Origin of the sequence: Tenacibaculum sp. ZH5_bin.1, from assembly GCF_042865525.1 — a bacterium.
GTDB lineage: Bacteria > Bacteroidota > Bacteroidia > Flavobacteriales > Flavobacteriaceae > Polaribacter > Polaribacter mesophilus.
Window position 1 is genome coordinate 718,886 of record NZ_JBEGIO010000001.1, and the last position, 18,060, is coordinate 736,945.

The window sequence follows — 18,060 nt, forward strand, 5'->3', positions numbered from 1 at the left end:
TTAATAAATTGTTATATGATGTAACACCTGAAGTTAAGAAAGAGTTAAGGTTTTAAATGTAGTTAGTTATTTTTTTAGGTCCTTCAAGAACTGTTCTTGTTATCTGCATGGTACCATCTTTATTAGTAATTACATGCCATTTAATAAGAGTTATTTCATTGTTTTCAATTTCTAAACCAGTAATGCATCTTGGGTGTACACAACTACCATCGTTAAAATGTGGAAGCTCGTTTTCTGATGGAAATCGAGGACGGTGTGTGTGTCCTGTAACAATCATTTGGTTATTATTGTTTTTAATCCATTTTTCCAAACGTTTCTCTACCTTTATGAGCTCTTTAAAGTTTTGAGCGGGACTTGTAGGGTCTTTAATTCCATGTATTTGTAGTGGTCGCCATAGTAAACGAACTAAAAACCTACTTAATTTCCAAAAAGTATAGTTAAACCAATCTGCTTGATGACCGTGAAGTAAAAAAATAGATTTCCCATTTTCTTGTATCAATTTAATTGCTTCTGAAAAGGAAGCATTGGGCATTAATTCTTTCTTTTTTCCGTCAATGGTATCGTAATAAGAGTTAAAGTTTTTAGCAACGTTTTTAGGTTTTCTGTAATTCATATCATGATTCCCCCAAATAAAATGTAGTTTGTTTTGTTGATGAAACTTTTGAAGTAATAAGTAGATGTTTTTATTTGCATTGAAAATATTTGCAAATTTATTTTCCCAAAGCTCATCACCATCTCCTAATTCTATATAAGTAAATTCTTTTTGTAAATATTGAGATAATGCATAGTGATATATTTTTCGATTGTGAGCAAAATCATCAGCAAAACTGTTATCACCTCTATGGCAATCAGAAAATAAAATGTATTTAGAATCCTTGTTTAAAGGTAGTTCTTTTGCTTTCTTAAAAGCTTTGGTTATCCTATGTTTTGAAAACATTTGTAGCAAAAATTTGTGTGTATATAAAGATGCAAAAAAAGGAATATACTGCAAAACTGGTTGAGCGATAGAATGAATAAATTTTAGAATTAAGTTTATAACTAAAAGATAATTAAAAAAAATAATTTTTGTTATATGATGTTAATTTTTAATAACTTACGTAAAATTTTAAATTAATATTAATACCCTTCAAAAATGAAAAAAAAGTATTTTCTACTTTCGCTACTATTGCTGTGCCTTAGTTTTTCTACTATTTACAGCCAAAAAAAGATGTTTTATGGTACCATTGAAACTAAAGACGCCTTAAAACTGCAAGAAGTTGCTCCTTCTGATATTAAAATTATTTCCTCTGCTAATGGCTTCAGTGCTGTTAAGTTAAGTGATTATGCGGCAGAAAAGTTACACCATATGATTTTAACTCATGGTCCTGGGTTTATTTATGAGTCTTCTGAAAAAGATGCTTTACAAACAATTCAGAAGCTACAAAGTAAAAAATCGCATTATAAAAGAGCTTCTTACACTATTAGTGAAGACCAACTTGTAAATCAAAGTTTGGGTTTGGTGAATAATACAAATATTGCGAATCAAATAGTAGAGCTTGAAAACTATGGTACTAGATATCATACTACACAAAAGGCAAAAGATGCTGTTCTGGATTTAAAACAGAAATGGGAAACCATGGCTAGTGGCAGGTCTGATGTTAGTGTGAGAATAGTTAATCACAATAGTACCACAATGCCTTCGGTTGTTATGACTATTCAAGGAAGTGATCTTCCAAATGAATACGTAATAATAGGTGGTCATATTGATTCTGTTAGTCCAGAAAGAGAAACGAATGCTCCTGGTGCTGATGATAATGCTTCTGGTATTGCTACGATTACTGAAATGGCAAGAGTACTTTTTGAAATGAATTTTGAACCAAAAAGAACTATAGAGTTTATGGCATTTGCTGCCGAAGAAGTTGGCTTAAGAGGTTCAAAAGAAATTGCTCAGGATTATAAAAATAGAAATGTTAATGTGTTGTCGTATGTGCAGTTTGATATGACGAATTACAAAGGGTCACCAAAGGATGTTTATATTTCTGATGATAGTTATAATAGTAGTACCCTTAATGCTTTTTTAGCTAGCCTTATGGATCATTACAATGCTTCAGGAAGTCATCAATTTACTTACGATTATACACGATGTAATTATGGTTGTTCAGATCATTATAGTTGGGCACAACAAGGGTATGATGCAGCTTTTCCTTTTGAAGCTTCATTTAATGGTTCGAGTCCATATATTCATACAGTGAACGATACGTCTGACCGATTTCCAACTGCAAATGCTACGCATGCGGCAAAATTTGCGAAACTTGGTTTAGAGTACTTAATTGAAGTAGCTAAAAGTAAAGGAAGCGTTAGTGTACCAACGTATTGTGAATCAAAAGGAAATAATGTAAATGATGAATATATTCAGAATGTAACACTTGGGGCAATTAATAATAATTCAGGAGCTACAAATGGATATCAAGATTTTACTAGTATTTCTACTGATTTAGAACGAGGTAGCTCTAATACAATTACTATTACTCCTAAATGGACAGGTACAGTTTATAAAGAAGGATATACTGTTTGGATTGATTATAATCAGGATTCTGATTTTGAAGATAACGGAGAGCAAGTGTGGGTTAAAAGTGCTTCTACTGATAATTCAGTTAATGGAAGCTTTACTGTACCTACTACTGCAAAATTAGGTGTCACAAGAATGAGAGTGTCAATGCGATACAATAATACTCCTGCTTCTTGTGGTTCATTTGATTATGGTGAGGTTGAAGATTATACTATAAATATTGTAGAAGGAGATGGAGGAACAAGTACAAATATTTGTGATGGTGTGCCTCAATATGATTCTTCCCAAAACTATCAGGTTGGTGATAAGGTTGTTTATTTTAATGTTTTGTATGAGAGAACTTCAAATGGATGGAATAATATAGGAAATTGTGGTAGTGCTAAAACCGATAATTTAAATGTAAGGCAAGTTTTAGTAAATGATAAAGATGTAATTGTCTTTTCACCTAACCCTATTGAAGGAAATTCTATAGTTTTACAAGTAAATAATGAGTTGTGGAAAAATAGAGAAGTTGTTATTTATAATGCAAATGGAAGGTTACTTAAAAAAGTAAAAGTGAACTCTATGAGTAATAATGTAGATGTTTCAAAATTATCAGCAGGAATTTATTTTGTGTCTTTAGAAGACACAGGAAAAATGTATACTAAACAATTAGTTAAAAAGTAATTTTAAAAGGAAAATAAAAAAAGCCCAAGGTTTTAACCTTGGGCTTTTTTTATCAAAAAAGGGATTATCTCACTCCAGGTGTAAAAGCACCAGGGGCATCTTGAGGTGCATTTGTAGTACCTGCATCTCCTGTGTCATTCCAAATATCCCATTCTGCAAATGTATATGTTGGGTTTCCTTGTGTTACTGAAGCTTTGCGGTAAGCTCTACCATCTTCAAATTCGTGATTTGTACCAGATCCATCTTCCCCAATAACTCCAAAGATATCGATTACAGTTCCGCTTGGATCTACTAGCTCTAATTGGTCGTCTCCGTTAGAATCTGCTGCTGCAGAAGTAGACTCCATGTCAGCAGTAACACCATATATACTTGAGAGTTCTGCAGCATTTTTGGCAATTACAAAAGTACTAGTTCCAGCTATGGTTTTACCAGATAAGTCAATTGAAGATGTTGATGAAGTAGCATCATTTGTATATCTTCTAATTGTCCAACCTGTTAAGTCTATTGGATCTGTTCCAGAATTATATAACTCTATAAATCTAGCATTAGCATTATTGTTAGGGTCTGCTAATTCTGAAAAGAAAATAGCATTAGTAGTAGTACCTCCACATGTAACATAGTCTTCTGTAAAATTAAGATCAGTTTCGTTTCTTAAATAGATTTGAGGAGTACCTTCAAAAACAGTCATAATACCTGTTATAGCCCCTTTTTTATCATTTACATTATTGTTAGCAAAAGTTGCCTCTTTTCTAACATAAGTGGTTAAAGGAGTACCATCACATTCAGTGATTAACTCGTTATTTCCATTATAAATTTTGGTATTGTCTTTAAACTGTACTCCATTAATTTGTACTAATTTACTTTCGTAATCACCAGTTAAAGCCTGAGCGAAAGTGATAGTTTCAGGGGTTGGTAAAGTACCTGCTGTAGATTTAATAATACTAGAAGGAGTAATGTTTAATTGTAATAAATCGTTATATTCACTTAGTTTAGTTCCTCCAACAGCGATTTCTACTTCGTCTCCTAAGTTTAAGTTATGATCTCCACTAAAACGTAAAGCAATACCAGCAGTAGCATCTTGAGCAAATGCACTTAAGGGGTGTAAGTTACCAGCAGCTAAATCAGAAGTAATAACTACTTTTATTTTTAAGTTTTTTGTAATTGTTGCTTCTCCACTACCTTTATAAAAGGCTTTAACTTCATTTAAAGTAGCGTCAATAGGAGGTGCATTACAACCATATTCATCAGTAAAGTTAATATCATTAGTGTTTCTAAGAATTAATTGATAGTTACCAGCAAATTCATCTAAAATAGCAGTAATGCTACCTTTGTTATCAGGGATATAGTATTCTTTGAAGCTAACAAATTTACTTGTTGAAATATCAATTTTTTCAAAAGTTTCACAAGAAGTCATGGTTCTTGTAATATAACTATTGTCTTCAGGGTAAGCATACTGTAATCCTTTTGTTTCAGATTGTAGGTTTTCAATTTTAACTAAGGTATTGATTTGATTTTTAGTTAACTCACCAATTGTTAAAGTAGTTGGTATAATATCAACGATTTCAGAAGACCTATCTATTTTACTTATATAATCGTTAGCGCTTATTCTATCAGTATGATTACCAGTACCTTTGATACCTATTTCAAAAGCTGAATATGGTTTGCTTAAGGCTAAACCTTTTAGTTTTACATATATTTTTCTTCCTATATTATATCTAGCACCTAAGTTAGCATCATCAATTTTAATTACAACTCCTACTGTGGGATTTTCAGGCTTGTCTTGAATAACTAATTCTTTATAGAAATTTCCTTCTCTGTCGTCAGAAACAACATAACCAAAGACAGTGGTGTCGTCATTAAATTCAACTATATTACCGTTATATTGTGCTATGACTTCGTCTAAAGACTTTAAGTTTTCGTACTGTTTGTCTGGTCCAATAGTTGGTAATTCAAAATCATTATTGTCAACACATGAAGCAGAAATTGCAATAAAAAGTATTGCAAAAATCTTGTATAAATTTATTTTTTTCATTTTGAGTGTTTTTTAGAATCTATAATTTAAGTTTAAGAAATAAGTAGTACCCCTACCGTACCAGTATTTATTTCCAAAGGTTGGTGTCCCGTTAGCGTTATCGTCGCGTAATTGGTGATAATTTGCATTTCTTCCTTGCTCGAAACCACCTGTTTTATATTCTTCGTTGAATAAGTTACTAACACTAGCAAATAAACCAATGTATTTACCATCGCCTACTTTCCATGATTTTCCCCCGATGGCATTTACAACTATATAATCATCAAATTGCTCTTGAGTTAATAATTGTCTAGCTAACACTGGGTCGTAATCTGCAAAAGCAGCTCCGTCTGCATCACTTATAAAATTAGCAGTTCTTCTAATAGGAGAAACATCTACATAAGCTTCATCCATATAGTTTGCTGTAACACTAACAAACCAATAATCTGGGTCTCTATATTCAAAACCAAAAGAGTAAGCCTTATGAGGTCCAGCAGCAAGTTTATAATTTTTAAGAGAAGCAGGTCCCATATCTCTTTTACCATCAACGAAACCTTCTGTATTAGCGTTTTCGGTAGTAATTACAAGATTTGGGTTATTATTATAGGTGTACTGACCAATGTTTGCAGCCCCTTTTAATTTAATTGTAGGAGTAACTTGCGCTTCAATCCCAAACTCAACACCAAAATGTCTTTTATCTATACCAGTTAAGATTTCTTGAATAAATGCCGAAGTATCTCCTCCAATACCATCAGCAAAGAAGAATGAAATTTCAGTAGCATCTTTAATATCTGTATAGTAACCTGTAACTCTTGAAGTAATTAAAGGGCTTCTAAAAACATAGCTAACATCTCCAGATAATATTTTTTCACTATTTAATTCAGCAACATCAGCAACTGTAACATTGTTAGCTCTTGAGTTGGCAAAAGAGTTACGCAGAGAAGGTGCTTTTGTAATATAACCTCCGTTTACATCAATTAAGTGACGACCAGAAATTTTATAGGTTAATCCTCCTTTAGCACCGTAGTTAAAGAAATCTAACTTATCTGATTTTCCGTAAGAGTTAGTTGGAAAGTATCCGTTTTGGAATAAACCTTCTCTTTGGTGTGTAGTATTGTTCGCTTGTCCTGCTATATAAAAATCAACTTTGTTGTATTTGAACTGTAACTGAGCAAAACCGCCATATACTTCAGAATTGAAGATATAGTTGTATTTAAAGCGGTCTCCTAGTCCAATTGTTCTATTAGGAGTTAAAAGATTGCTTTGTTGTTGGTTAAAATTATCACCAAAAGTATTTACATCTAAATAACCTACAGCTCCAAGCATGTCTATTGGAGAAGCAAAGTTTTCAGACTTTAACTTTCTATACTCACCACTTGCAGTTAGTGTAATATTTTCATTTAACTCTGAAGATAAAATCATATTAGCTGTTAATTGCTGATCATCGTTTCTATCTTCATATAAAATTACACGAGCATTTTCTGGACTACCTTCGTTTCCAATATACAATTCATCCCAATCAATTTGTCCATCATTTTGGAAACCAGTTAATGATTTGTATGCATTTTCATAATCTGGTCCATTAGGATCTGATAAATACCAGCTTGGTAACTTTCTGTAATACGTAGGATCAGGATTGTTAGCACCGTTATAATCTAAACGACTGTTACCTATTTCTCCAAACTGAAAACCAATATTAGTGTTTAATGTAGTGTTTTCAGAAAGGTTCCAATAGTGGTTCAACATAACAATTGGTTCGTATAATCTCTTAACTCTTGAGTTTCTGTTTTTGTCTCCTTGTTTTCCCCAATATGAGTTATAACGAATTCCTTTAATATCAAAAACCTCTTGAGTATTTGGTGAAGATTTTCCTCTTTCGTTCTCTGCAGCAATCACAGTTAAGTTTAAGCTATGAGCATCGTTAATTTGCTTTTCAAGTGACAAAAAGATGGAGTTGGCATCGTAAAAAGTACCATCAACATACCCTTCGTTACCAGCTCTTCTACTACCAGAAACAGTTATTGCCCATCCATTAGCTAATAAACCTGAAGAATATGTTGCCATTAGACGGTGGTTGTAACTTCTATTAGAAGAAGCATAAGAAATACGTCCACCTTCACTATATTCAGAAGCTCTTGTGTTAATATTTGTAGAACCTAAAACACCACCAAAAGCATAGTTTGAAGGAGTTAGTCCATTACTAAACTCTTGGTTACGCAATACATCGTTTAAACCTCCCCAGTTACTCCATTGAGGTCTTCCGTTGTATAGTTTGTTCATTTCAATTCCATTAATCAAAACTTTACCGTTTTCAGAATCTAAACCACGTACTCTGTAAAAAGAGCCACTCCATTCAAAAGCGGCAGTACGTAAATATACATCTCTAGAGGCTTGTAGTAAACCAGAAATGTTATCAGCAGCACTAGTATCATCATTTAACTCATCATCTGTAATAGTGATGGTGCTTAAATCTTGATCTTCAGATAAATCTTCATACATAAAGATTGTGCCTAAATTTACTGTTTTTCCAGATAGTTCAACTGGAAAATTTTGGGTTTCATACCCGTTTAATGATACCGTTACAATTTGTCTTCCGTTTGGTAAACCATTTAGTGTAAAAGCCCCGCTGGCGTCTGTAGTACTCGAGACGCTTACTTCTTTTATACTTACAGAAACACCTTGCATAGGATTTTCAGAATCGCCGTTCATTACAATCCCCTTTACAATGTTCTGTGCATTCAAGCCAAATAAACCTGAAAAAAGCAATAACATTGTTATCGTAAAATTTTTCATAAATGATTGTTTGTAAAATATTTAAATACATTTGTTTCCCATAGCTAAAAAATAAAGCGAAAGGGAGGCAAAACTACGAAAATTCTAATTGTGTTAATATTAAGTTAAAGTTACTAAAAATGGTTTTATGTAAATTATAGATTTTGGCTTGAAAATTGTTTTTACTTTTGTTGCGTAAAATTTATTAAATGAGAAATATAGCTTTATTTTTAGTCTTAACTCTTGTTGTTTTTTCTTCATATGCGCAACAAGGAGCAAAAAAATATAAAATAAGAACTGTTGGTTTTTATAATTTAGAAAACCTTTTTGATACCGAAAATGATCCTGAAAAGAATGATGAAGCAAGTCCCATCATGGAAATGAAAGGAGATAAAGAAGAGGTATATATAGATAAAATAGATAAACTTGGAGAAGTTATCTCACAGTTAGGAGCTGAAAAGACAAAAACGAGTCCAGTAATTTTAGGCGTTGCTGAGGTTGAAAACAAGAAAGTTTTAGAAGATTTAGTAGCATCGGAAAGGTTAAAAAAGAAGCGTTATAGTATTATTCATTTTGACTCTCCTGATAAAAGAGGGATTGATGTTGGGTTGTTGTATCAACCACGTTATTTTAAGCCAATTCATTTTGAGGTTTTTAATCCTAATATTTACAGTCAAAACAGAAAGGTATATACACGCGATATTTTATTAGTATCGGGTTATTTAGATGACGAATTAATACATGTTATTGTAAATCACTGGCCATCTCGAAGAGGAGGGGAAGCGAAGAGTAGACCATTGCGTGAAAAAGCCGCTTATAAAGTGAAGCAAATTATAGAAAAAATTAAGCTGAACGACCCAAATCCAAAAGTGTTAATTATGGGTGATTTTAACGATGATCCTATTAACTCTAGCTTTAAATCTGTTTTGCAAACTAAAAGTAAGAAGAAAAACGTTAAAGAGGGAGATATTTATAATCCTTATGAAGATATGTTCCGTCGTGGATTTAATACATTAGGGTATAGAGATAATATTAATTTATTTGATCAAATTATGTTTACTTCTCCACTATTAGATAAGGGAGAAAAAGATTTTTTAACCTATAAAATGTTTAAATCAGGAATCTTTAATAAACGTTTTTTAACACAAAAAAGTGGTCGTTATAAAGGGTATCCTTTCAGAAGTTTCTCTTATGGAAAGTATACAGGAGGATATAGTGATCACTATCCGGTATATATGTACTTAATTAAAGAAGATAAATAATTATAGAAGGCTTGCTAATTTTGCAAGCCTTCTTAATTTCTACATAGCTCATTTAGATAATTATTCATTCTTAGTTGAAATAGTGTGCCTTTTAAAAGGTCGTCTATCTGCCACAGTTCGACTGAAGAAACTGCCATGCTAACTTTATTAGAAGGTGTTTGTAGTAGAATGGATCTACAGTCTTTACCTTTACTACAAGTAGCGCAGTTTTTTTGAAGTTTTGAATCAGTAACTTTTTCTAAAAATAATTCAATTTCTTCTTCAGTTAAATGAAACCCTGTATCTCTAAATATTAATTGAACTAGCTTAGAGTTGTTATCTTTCCAGTGAAATGAAATACCTATGTTGTTGTCGTATATTTTAGTAATTCCGTCCATAACTATATTTTATTACCGTAACAAATATATAAGATTATTTGGAATTATTCTAAATAAAAGTAGCAGCTATTTTAAGTCTTTTAAAATCAATTGTATAGTTGTGTGTCCGTTCCATGTGTTTTCATCTAAAGTATATACAATGTCAAAATCGTTTTGAGCGATGGCTATTTTATTTCCTAGACCAAAACCTATGGCATTATATGTTTTTTGGTCTGAACCATAAATAAGGTTTAGTTTTAAATGACTTTTGTCTGCGCCAACTTGTTTACCATACCCATTATCTCTTACTGCTGAAGTAGTAAAAATTGGTTTCATGTTTAGCGGACCAAAAGGTGCCATTTGTTGGACTATACGGAAAAACTTAGGTGTAATTTCTGATAGGTCAAGCTCAGCATCAATAGTGATTTCTGGAGTTAACAAGTCTTTATCAATAGTGGTTTTCACTACTTCTTCAAACTTATTTTTAAAATTTTGATATTGCTCGGGTAATAAAGTTAAACCCGCTGCATATTTATGTCCACCAAACTGTTCAATAAATTCTGAGCATTCTTCTAAAGCATTATATACATCAAATCCTTTTACTGAACGAGCTGAGGCAGCCAATTTTTCACCACTTTTAGTAAAAACCAAGGTAGGTCTGTAGTAAGTTTCTGTTAAACGAGAAGCTACAATACCAATGACTCCTTTGTGCCAATTTTCATCAAAAACTACTGTGGTGTATTTCTCTTGCTCGTTGTTATTTTCAATTTGAAGTAAGGCTTCTTGTGTAATTGCTTTGTCCAGCTCCTTTCTGTCAGAATTGAACTTTTCAATTGCAGCAGCAAACTCAACTGCTGAATCAAAATCCATTTCGGTTAATAATTCGACAGCATAGTTTCCATGTTTCATTCGTCCAGCAGCATTTATCCGCGGAGCAATGATAAAAACTACGTCTGTAATGGTAAGTTCTTTTTTTTGCAATTGATGAATAATAGCCTTAATACCATTTCTAGGTTGTGAATTAATGACTTGTAATCCATGATAAGCTAGAACTCTATTTTCCCCAGTCATCGGAACAATATCAGCTGCAATTGCAGTAGCTACTAAATCTAAATATGGAATTAAATCGTCAATTGTTTGATTTCTTTTTGAAGCTAATGCTTGAATTAATTTAAAACCAACACCACAGCCACACAGTTCATCATATGGATAGTTACAATCCATTTGCTTAGGATTTAAAATAGCAACTGCTTTAGGGATTTCATCTCCAGGTTTGTGGTGATCGCAAATAATAAAATCAATATTTTTTTCAGTAGCATAGGCAACTTTATCAATAGCTTTAATTCCGCAGTCTAAAGCTACGATGAGAGAAAACCCATTGTCTTCAGCAAAATCAATTCCTTGAAAAGAAACACCATATCCTTCTTCATAACGATCAGGAATGTAGGTTGCAATATTAGGATGTATTGTTTTTAGGTAAGAAGATAGTAAAGAAACAGCTGTAGTTCCGTCAACATCGTAATCGCCAAAAACTAAGATATTCTCGTTGTTTATTATAGCTTTTTCTATACGCTGCACAGCGATTTCCATATCCTTCATTAAAAAAGGATCATGTAAATCACTTAACCAAGGACGAAAAAAATGTTTTGCATCATCAAAGGTTTCTATTCCACGTTGTACTAAAATTTTAGCCAAGGTTGTATCGATAGATAATTCTTTGGCTAACTGTTTTACTTTAAAGGTGTCTGGTTGCGGTTTTAATGTCCAGCGCATAGCAATTTTATCGAAAATAGATTAGTTATTATGTAAGTGAATAGCAGTAGTTACATCAGCAAATTTTCTAAACATTTCCATAACACCACAGTATTTTTCTATCGATAAATCTACTGCTTTGTTAATTTTTTTTTCGTCTAAATCACTACCGTAAAAATGATAATCCACTAAAACTTTATGGTAATATTTTGGGTGCTCTTCAGTTAATTCACCAGTAACAACAATTTTAAAATCATCAATTTTTACACGCATTTTTTCTAGCATAGGTACGATATCTAAACCAGAACAGCCTGCTAACGATGAAAGCATCATAGCTTTAGGTCGTAATCCAGAATTATTGCCACCATGCTCTTCAGAAGTATCAATAACTATTGAGTGTCCACTAGGGTTGTCACTTTCAAATTGCATGTTTTCTTTCCAAACGGTTGTAACTGTGTTTGTTGCCATATCTTGATAATTTTTTGTTTATTGCGTAAGTAAGTCTCTGTGTATTTCGACTTAGTACATTTAAATAGTAACACAAACTTACAGTAAAAAGTTAGTATTAAAAACTTAAAAAATAAATCTATGCCTTTAGTAACTCCTTTAGATCCGAATCATGATGCGGAAACGAAACAATTATCTGATTTTTATAATGAAACCTTAGGTTTTTGTCCGAATTCAGTGTTAACCATGCAGCGACGACCAGAAATTTCCAAAGCATTTATCAATTTAAACAAAGCAGTAATGGCTAATCACGGTCGCGTAACTTCTGCTTTAAAACGGATGATTGCTTGGGTAAGTAGCAATGCTACAGGTTGTCGTTATTGTCAAGCACATGCAATTCGTGCTGCTGAGCGTTATGGTGCAGAACAAGAACAACTGGATAATATATGGGAATATAAAACACACTCTGCCTTTTCTGATGCTGAACGTGCTGCGTTAGATTTTTCATTGGCAGCTTCAATGGTTCCAAATATGGTGGATGAAAAGATAAAAGAAGAATTGTATAAATATTGGGATGAAGGTGAAATAGTTGAAATGTTAGGTGTGATTTCTCTTTTCGGGTATTTAAATCGTTGGAATGATTCTATGGGAACAAGTATTGAAGATGGTGCGGTTGAAAGTGGTGAACAGTATTTAGGAAAACATGGTTGGGAGAAAGGAAAGCATGTGTAAATTAGATAGAACTATTAGAAAATAGAAAAGCTCGCAATTGCGAGCTTTTCTATTTAATATTTAATCGGATTACTTTTTTAGTAAATCTCTAATTTCTGCTAATAGTTCTTCTTGACTAGGTCCCTTTGGAGCTTCTGGAGCAGGTTCTTCTTTTTTCTTCATAGCATTTACTGCTTTTACCACCATAAACATAACAAAAGCTACAATAATAAAATCAATAACATTTGTTAAAAACTCACCATACATTATAGCAACTTCGCCTGTTACTTTACCAGCTTCATCAGTTACTCCTTCTTTAATTACATACTTTATGTCCTTAAAATCAGCTTTAAAAATAAGTCCAATTAAAGGAGAAACAATTCCTCCAGTGAAAGAAGTTACCACTTGCTTGAAAGCAGCACCCATTACAAAACCTACTGCAATGTCCACTAAATTTCCTTTCATTGCAAAGTCTTTAAACTCTTTGAGCATTCCCATATTTTTGATTTTTAATAGTTAATTGAACTGAAAAATATAAAAAAATTAGCTTTTAACCAATCTTTTTATACGTTGAGATAAGGCAGTAAGTATTTCATACGAAATAGTTTCACACTTATGAGCCATATATTCTACGTGTTGTTGATGGTTGAAAATAATGACCTCGTCACCTTCATTACAATCAATTTTAGTAACATCAACCATTATCATATCCATACAAACATTTCCAATAATAGGAGCTGGTTTATTGTTAATGAACACAAATCCATTTTTATTTCCTAACTTTCTTGATATACCATCTGCATGTCCTATAGGAATGGTAGCGCTTCTTGTAGGTCGACTAGCAACAAAAGCTCTATTGTATCCAACTGTTTCACCTGGTTGAACTAAATTAATTTGAGAAATTATAGATTTAAGCGTATGTGTATTTTTAAGTTGAGCAGTTTCTTGTTCATCATTTCCAAAACCATATAAACCTATGCCTAAGCGAACCATATCAAATTGAGCTTGTGGATAATTGATAATACCAGATGTATTTAAGATATGTATCATAGGTTGGTATCCTAAGTGCTCATAAACTTGTTTTACTATGTAAGCAAAGTTATTTATTTGACCTATGGTGAATTCTTGTTCGTTTAAATCTTCACTAGCCGCTAAATGAGAAAATATAGATTCAACTTTTACATTGTTTGATTTTTTTAGCTCTGCTACAATAGTTGGAACGTCAGTATGCCAAAAGCCTACTCTATTTAATCCTGTGTTAAATTTTAAATGAACAGGGTAATTCATTAAAGGCTCTTCATCTGCAAGTTTTAAAAAAGCATCAAAGATTTTAAAATTATATAGATTAGGCTCTAAGCGATATTTAACAATATCTTTTAAGTTTTGAATTTGAGGGTTTAAAACCAAGATAGGCGTTGTAATTCCAGCCTCACGTAAAGCCATTCCCTCATTAGAATAAGCAACAGCAAAATAATCAACATGGTCTTGTACAATTTTAGCAATTTCAGTAGACTCACTTCCGTAACCAAAAGCCTTGACAACAACTAAAATTTTTGTAGTAGGTTGTAGCTTCTGTTTAAAATAAGCTAAATTGTGTAGTACAGCTTTAGTATTAATTTCTAATACGGTAACATGATTGTTATTCATTAGTGCTTTCTTTTTTATTTTGTGTTTCGTGTTCCTTCATGGCTTTGTAATAAGCAGCTCTGCTTAGTGGTTCATACTCTTGAGTTTCGCCCAAAAAAACTAGATCTTCACTTTGTGCTTTTCTATAACTATAATGGGCTAAGTTTCCTGTACGAGTGCATACGGCATGTACTTTAGTAACATATTCTGCAGTAGCCATTAACGCAGGCATTGGTCCAAAAGGTTTACCCTTAAAATCCATGTCCAAACCTGCAACGATAACACGAACTCCTCTATTTGCTAAGTCGTTACAAACAGCTACAATTTCGTCGTCAAAAAATTGGGCTTCGTCTATTCCAATAACATCAACATCATTGGCTAATAATCTAATATTAGAAGATGCAGGAACAGGTGTTGAACGAATACTGTTTTTATTGTGGGAAACTACTTCCTCCTCATCGTATCTTGTGTCAACTGCAGGTTTGAAAATTTCAACACGTTGTTTAGCAAACTGAGCACGTTTAAGTCTACGAATTAATTCTTCGGTTTTCCCCGAAAACATTGAGCCACAAATTACCTCAATCCAACCAAATTGTTCTGTATGATTTACTGTATTTTCAAGAAACATTTTGTAATTTTAAGCTCTAATTATTGATTTTTGTATTACTTTCGAATGAGGAACAAATTTATTAAAATTTAACAGCAAAAATTAATATCAAACGACAACTTATGCACAAAAAACTAGCATCAGATTTAACCAGTTTAGCACACAGTATTTTACAGATGAAAAATAGAGAAGATGTGTTTGAGTTAAAGCAAAAGGCATATGAGGTTTACGAAAAACTTTCGGTTTTAGCGTATGTAGAAGAATACATAAATAATACTCCTAATCCTACAAAAACTAAAGAGGAACTGTTAAAAGATGTTTTACTTGCCGAAGAAAAAAAGCAAGCTGAAGCTGTTGAAGAAATTTTACCTAAGATAGAAGAGGTAAGTTTAGAGACAAAGAAAGAAGTTGTAGATGATTTGGATGCTGAGGTTGAAAAAAAGAAAGAACCAATTCAAGAAGAGGTAAAAGTAGAGAAGTCTACAGAAGAAAAGATACAAAAGGAGGAACAAGAGTCTATAGAAAGTAGGGAAGTACATCACTTAGAAGAAGACTTAAAAGAAGGTTTTGAGCAAGAAGCAGATGAAATAGTTGAAAAAGTAATAGAAGGAATTAATGAAGAAATAATTACTAATGAAATCATTGAACAGCCTTTTGATGAATTAGAAGAACTGTTACATAGTGATGGAGAGGACGTAAAAAATGATGTAAAAGATGTTGGGGATAGGAAAACTCCTACTTTAGAAGATGAGTTGCAAGATACTATATCAGTTGATGTAATTACAGATTTATTTACTAAGGCGGCACCTAAGAAAACAATTAATGATCACTTTCTAAATACAATTCAAATTGATTTAAATGATAGAATTGCTTTTGTAAAACACCTTTTTGAAGGAAATCAAAATGATTTTAATAGGGTTATTTCTCAATTAAATACTTTTAAAACAGAAAAAGAAGCAAAAAAATTTATTAATAAAATGATTAAACCAGATTATGATTGGTCTGATAAAGAAGAATATGAAAATAGATTATTTCAAATCATAGAAAGAAGATTTGCTTAAAACATAATTAAGATTAATAACAGAAATATGGAGCAGAAGTATATTTTTTGCATGAAGTGGGGTACACTGTATGGAGCAGAATATGTAAACCGATTATACTCGATGGTGAAACGAAATTTAAGCTATGATTTTAAAATGGTTTGTTTTACTGATGATAAAAAAGGAATTGTTGGAGAGATTGAATGTTATGAAATACCTGAAATGAATATTCGTACGGATATTCCAGAAAGAATGTGGAAGAAACTAACAACTTTAAAAGAAGATCTTTATGGTTTAAAAGGAACGGCTCTTTTTTTAGATTTAGATATAGTTATTGTTGATAATATCGATTGTTTTTTTGAAGTAGATGGAACTTTTAGAATAATTAAAGATCATAGTTGGAGAAGTTGGAGAATTACAGGAAATTCATCGGTATATAGATTTCAAATTGGGAAACATGGGTATGTATTTAATGATTTTTTGGAGAAGTTTGAAGAAATAAGAAAAATACATAGGAATGAGCAAGAATATTTAACTCATAGTATTAATGATAGAGGGTATTTAGAATATTGGCCAAAAGAATGGTGCCCCAGTTTTAAATATGATTGTGTATCTAGATTTCCTTTAGCTTTTTGGAAAACACCAGCTATACCTAAGGGAGCAAAAATTATTATTTTTCATGGGGAAATTAACCCACATAAAGCAATAAAAGGTGGTAGAGGAAAATGGTATAGATATGTAAAAGCTGCTCCTTGGGTTGAGAAATATTGGAAATAAAAAGAAAAGTGCACTTAATAGTGCACTTTTTTATACTTTAAATGTTAGCATTGGTCGCATAGCACTTTTAGAGAGGCTTTTAGTAATGCTGCCATTAAAAATATGAGATAAGCCACTTCTTCCATGCGTAGCTAAAGCAATTATATCTGCGTTAATTTTATTAGCAAAATGAAGAATTCCTTTCTCAACAGAAGAGTCATTGTAAATATTAATAGTGTAATTTTCTAAACCATATGTGTCTGTAATTTTTTTAATTCTTTCGTTAGTGTCTTGAGAGTTTTCAAATTTCTGGGGAGTGTTTATTTTTAGTAAATGTATTGTACAATCAAAATTATTACTAAAATCAAGAAATCGTTCAAAAGCCTTATTTTTTTTAGGTTTAAAGCTAGATGCAAAGACGATATCTTTTGGTGTAAAACTGTCGTTATTCTTTTTTGTAACAATGACAGGTATTTCAGAGTTTCGTACAACTTTTTCAGTGTTAGACCCAATTAAGATTTCTTCAAGGTTTGTATGCCCTTTAGATCCCATAATGATTAAATCTGTACTGTTTTTTTTAGAATAATCTCTAATACCTTCAAATGGACTTTGAAATCTGATAGCATGTTTAACATTTTTAATTTTAGGAAAAAAATCCTTTTTGTAATCCAGGAGTCTGTCACGAACCTTTCTAATATATAACATGCTTTCTGGAATACTAAAGTTAGTTCCAGCCCCCATGTCAACGATTCCTGTAGGAAGTTCAACCATATGAAGTAAGTGTACTTCACTGTTGGCTTTGCTAGCTATTTTAGAAGCTAGTTTCGAAGCATATTCAGAAGACTTCGAAAAATCAGTAGGTACTAATATTTTTTTCATAATAAGAAAGTTTTAAGAGAGATAGTTTCTTAAAGATACAAAAAACAATGTTATAAAGAAAGAGGGTTGATATTTGTGTGTTAATGAATAACTTACTATATTTGCACCAAATTTATTAATCAGATAGATGAAGGGGACATTAGTCCCCTCTTTTTATACCTAAGATGAATCAAGAACGAGTTAGAGAATTATTACAAGAAGCCTTAGAAGAAAACAAATCTTTATATTTAATAGATTTACAATTCTTGTCGGATAACAAAATAAAGGTAATAGTAGATGGAGATTCAGGTGTGCCACTAAGTGAATGTATTCGTATTAGTAGGAATATAGAGCATAATTTAGATAGAGAAGAAGAAGATTTTTCGTTAGAAGTGACAACACCAGATATTGCACATCCAATAGCTGTAAAACGTCAGTATAAAAAGAATATCAACCGAATTCTAAAAGTTAAAACAGCAACAGAAGAATTTGAAGGAACGTTAACTGAGGTAACAGAAGATACCATTACCCTATTTTGGAAAGCAAGAGAGCCTAAGCCAATAGGTAAAGGAAAGCATACGGTAGAAAAAACAAAAATACTAGCGTATCAGGATATTAAAGAAGCAAAAGTGAAGATCATATTTTAAT

16 protein-coding genes are annotated in these 18,060 nt (G+C 32.1%); 6 read left to right on the forward strand and 10 right to left on the reverse strand.

Annotated features, from left to right (window positions below; genetic code table 11):
• Nucleotides 1-52: 52 nt before the first annotated feature.
• Nucleotides 53-937, reverse strand: a complete 885-nt coding sequence (locus ABHQ57_RS03230; RefSeq protein ID WP_073182224.1) for a metallophosphoesterase — start codon at nt 935-937, stop codon at nt 53-55.
• A gap of 195 nt (nt 938-1,132) precedes the next feature.
• Here ABHQ57_RS03230 and ABHQ57_RS03235 point away from each other — a divergent pair, with 195 nt between their 5' ends.
• Nucleotides 1,133-3,214: a M20/M25/M40 family metallo-hydrolase gene (locus ABHQ57_RS03235; protein WP_389862286.1), complete on the forward strand. Its 2,082-nt coding sequence runs from the start codon at nt 1,133-1,135 to the stop codon at nt 3,212-3,214.
• Nucleotides 3,215-3,278: 64 nt separating this feature from the next.
• Here ABHQ57_RS03235 and ABHQ57_RS03240 read toward each other — a convergent pair whose 3' ends face one another.
• A complete protein-coding gene (locus ABHQ57_RS03240) occupies nt 3,279-5,246 on the reverse strand; it encodes a DUF5689 domain-containing protein (RefSeq protein ID WP_167712812.1) in 1,968 nt (655 codons plus the stop codon).
• A gap of 12 nt (nt 5,247-5,258) precedes the next feature.
• Complete coding sequence (locus tag ABHQ57_RS03245; protein WP_167712814.1) at nt 5,259-8,018, reverse strand: carboxypeptidase-like regulatory domain-containing protein; 2,760 nt, start codon at nt 8,016-8,018, stop codon at nt 5,259-5,261.
• Between the two features lie 188 nt (nt 8,019-8,206).
• Between ABHQ57_RS03245 and ABHQ57_RS03250 the strand changes: the two genes are divergently transcribed.
• On the forward strand, nt 8,207-9,259 hold the full coding sequence (locus ABHQ57_RS03250; protein ID WP_159610964.1) for an endonuclease/exonuclease/phosphatase family protein: 1,053 nt from the start codon (nt 8,207-8,209) through the stop codon (nt 9,257-9,259).
• A 32-nt stretch (nt 9,260-9,291) separates the two neighbouring features.
• On the opposite strand, the gene ABHQ57_RS03255 is transcribed toward ABHQ57_RS03250, so the two are convergent.
• The 3 genes from ABHQ57_RS03255 to ABHQ57_RS03265 all read right to left on the reverse strand — a co-directional run bounded on the left by ABHQ57_RS03255 (nt 9,292) and on the right by ABHQ57_RS03265 (nt 11,835).
• A complete protein-coding gene (locus tag ABHQ57_RS03255) occupies nt 9,292-9,636 on the reverse strand; it encodes a hypothetical protein (RefSeq protein ID WP_047790766.1) in 345 nt (114 codons plus the stop codon).
• Between the two features lie 66 nt (nt 9,637-9,702).
• Entirely contained in the window at nt 9,703-11,388 is a 1,686-nt protein-coding gene (gene recJ, locus ABHQ57_RS03260) for a single-stranded-DNA-specific exonuclease RecJ (protein WP_167712816.1), read from the reverse strand.
• A 21-nt stretch (nt 11,389-11,409) separates the two neighbouring features.
• Nucleotides 11,410-11,835, reverse strand: coding sequence for an OsmC family protein (locus tag ABHQ57_RS03265; RefSeq protein WP_073182218.1), 426 nt, complete (start codon nt 11,833-11,835; stop codon nt 11,410-11,412).
• A gap of 120 nt (nt 11,836-11,955) precedes the next feature.
• Between ABHQ57_RS03265 and ABHQ57_RS03270 the strand changes: the two genes are divergently transcribed.
• Complete coding sequence (locus ABHQ57_RS03270; RefSeq protein ID WP_167712818.1) at nt 11,956-12,546, forward strand: carboxymuconolactone decarboxylase family protein; 591 nt, start codon at nt 11,956-11,958, stop codon at nt 12,544-12,546.
• A 69-nt stretch (nt 12,547-12,615) separates the two neighbouring features.
• Here the strand turns inward: ABHQ57_RS03270 and mscL are convergent, their stop codons facing one another.
• The 3 genes from mscL to ABHQ57_RS03285 are packed head-to-tail and all read right to left on the reverse strand — an operon-like array spanning nt 12,616 to nt 14,779.
• On the reverse strand, nt 12,616-13,017 hold the full coding sequence (gene mscL / locus ABHQ57_RS03275) for a large-conductance mechanosensitive channel protein MscL (protein ID WP_196781614.1): 402 nt from the start codon (nt 13,015-13,017) through the stop codon (nt 12,616-12,618).
• Nucleotides 13,018-13,068: 51 nt separating this feature from the next.
• A complete protein-coding gene (gene alr / locus ABHQ57_RS03280) occupies nt 13,069-14,172 on the reverse strand; it encodes an alanine racemase (protein WP_167712820.1) in 1,104 nt (367 codons plus the stop codon).
• The gene (locus tag ABHQ57_RS03285) at nt 14,165-14,779 is read right to left on the reverse strand and encodes a thymidine kinase (RefSeq protein WP_073182215.1); all 615 of its coding nucleotides are present in this window, start codon (nt 14,777-14,779) and stop codon (nt 14,165-14,167) included. Before ABHQ57_RS03285 ends, alr begins: the two co-directional genes overlap by 8 nt.
• A gap of 101 nt (nt 14,780-14,880) precedes the next feature.
• On the opposite strand from ABHQ57_RS03285, the gene ABHQ57_RS03290 reads away from it, so the two are divergent.
• Entirely contained in the window at nt 14,881-15,819 is a 939-nt protein-coding gene (locus ABHQ57_RS03290) for a hypothetical protein (protein WP_167712822.1), read from the forward strand.
• A gap of 51 nt (nt 15,820-15,870) precedes the next feature.
• Nucleotides 15,871-16,575, forward strand: coding sequence for a glycosyltransferase (locus ABHQ57_RS03295; RefSeq protein WP_231128373.1), 705 nt, complete (start codon nt 15,871-15,873; stop codon nt 16,573-16,575).
• A 30-nt stretch (nt 16,576-16,605) separates the two neighbouring features.
• On the opposite strand, the gene ABHQ57_RS03300 is transcribed toward ABHQ57_RS03295, so the two are convergent.
• Nucleotides 16,606-17,433 (reverse strand): universal stress protein, encoded by an 828-nt coding sequence (locus ABHQ57_RS03300; RefSeq protein ID WP_073182213.1) that lies wholly within the window; start codon nt 17,431-17,433, stop codon nt 16,606-16,608.
• A gap of 164 nt (nt 17,434-17,597) precedes the next feature.
• Between ABHQ57_RS03300 and rimP the strand changes: the two genes are divergently transcribed.
• Nucleotides 17,598-18,059: a ribosome assembly cofactor RimP gene (rimP, locus tag ABHQ57_RS03305; protein WP_047790702.1), complete on the forward strand. Its 462-nt coding sequence runs from the start codon at nt 17,598-17,600 to the stop codon at nt 18,057-18,059.
• Nucleotide 18,060 lies beyond the last annotated feature (1 nt).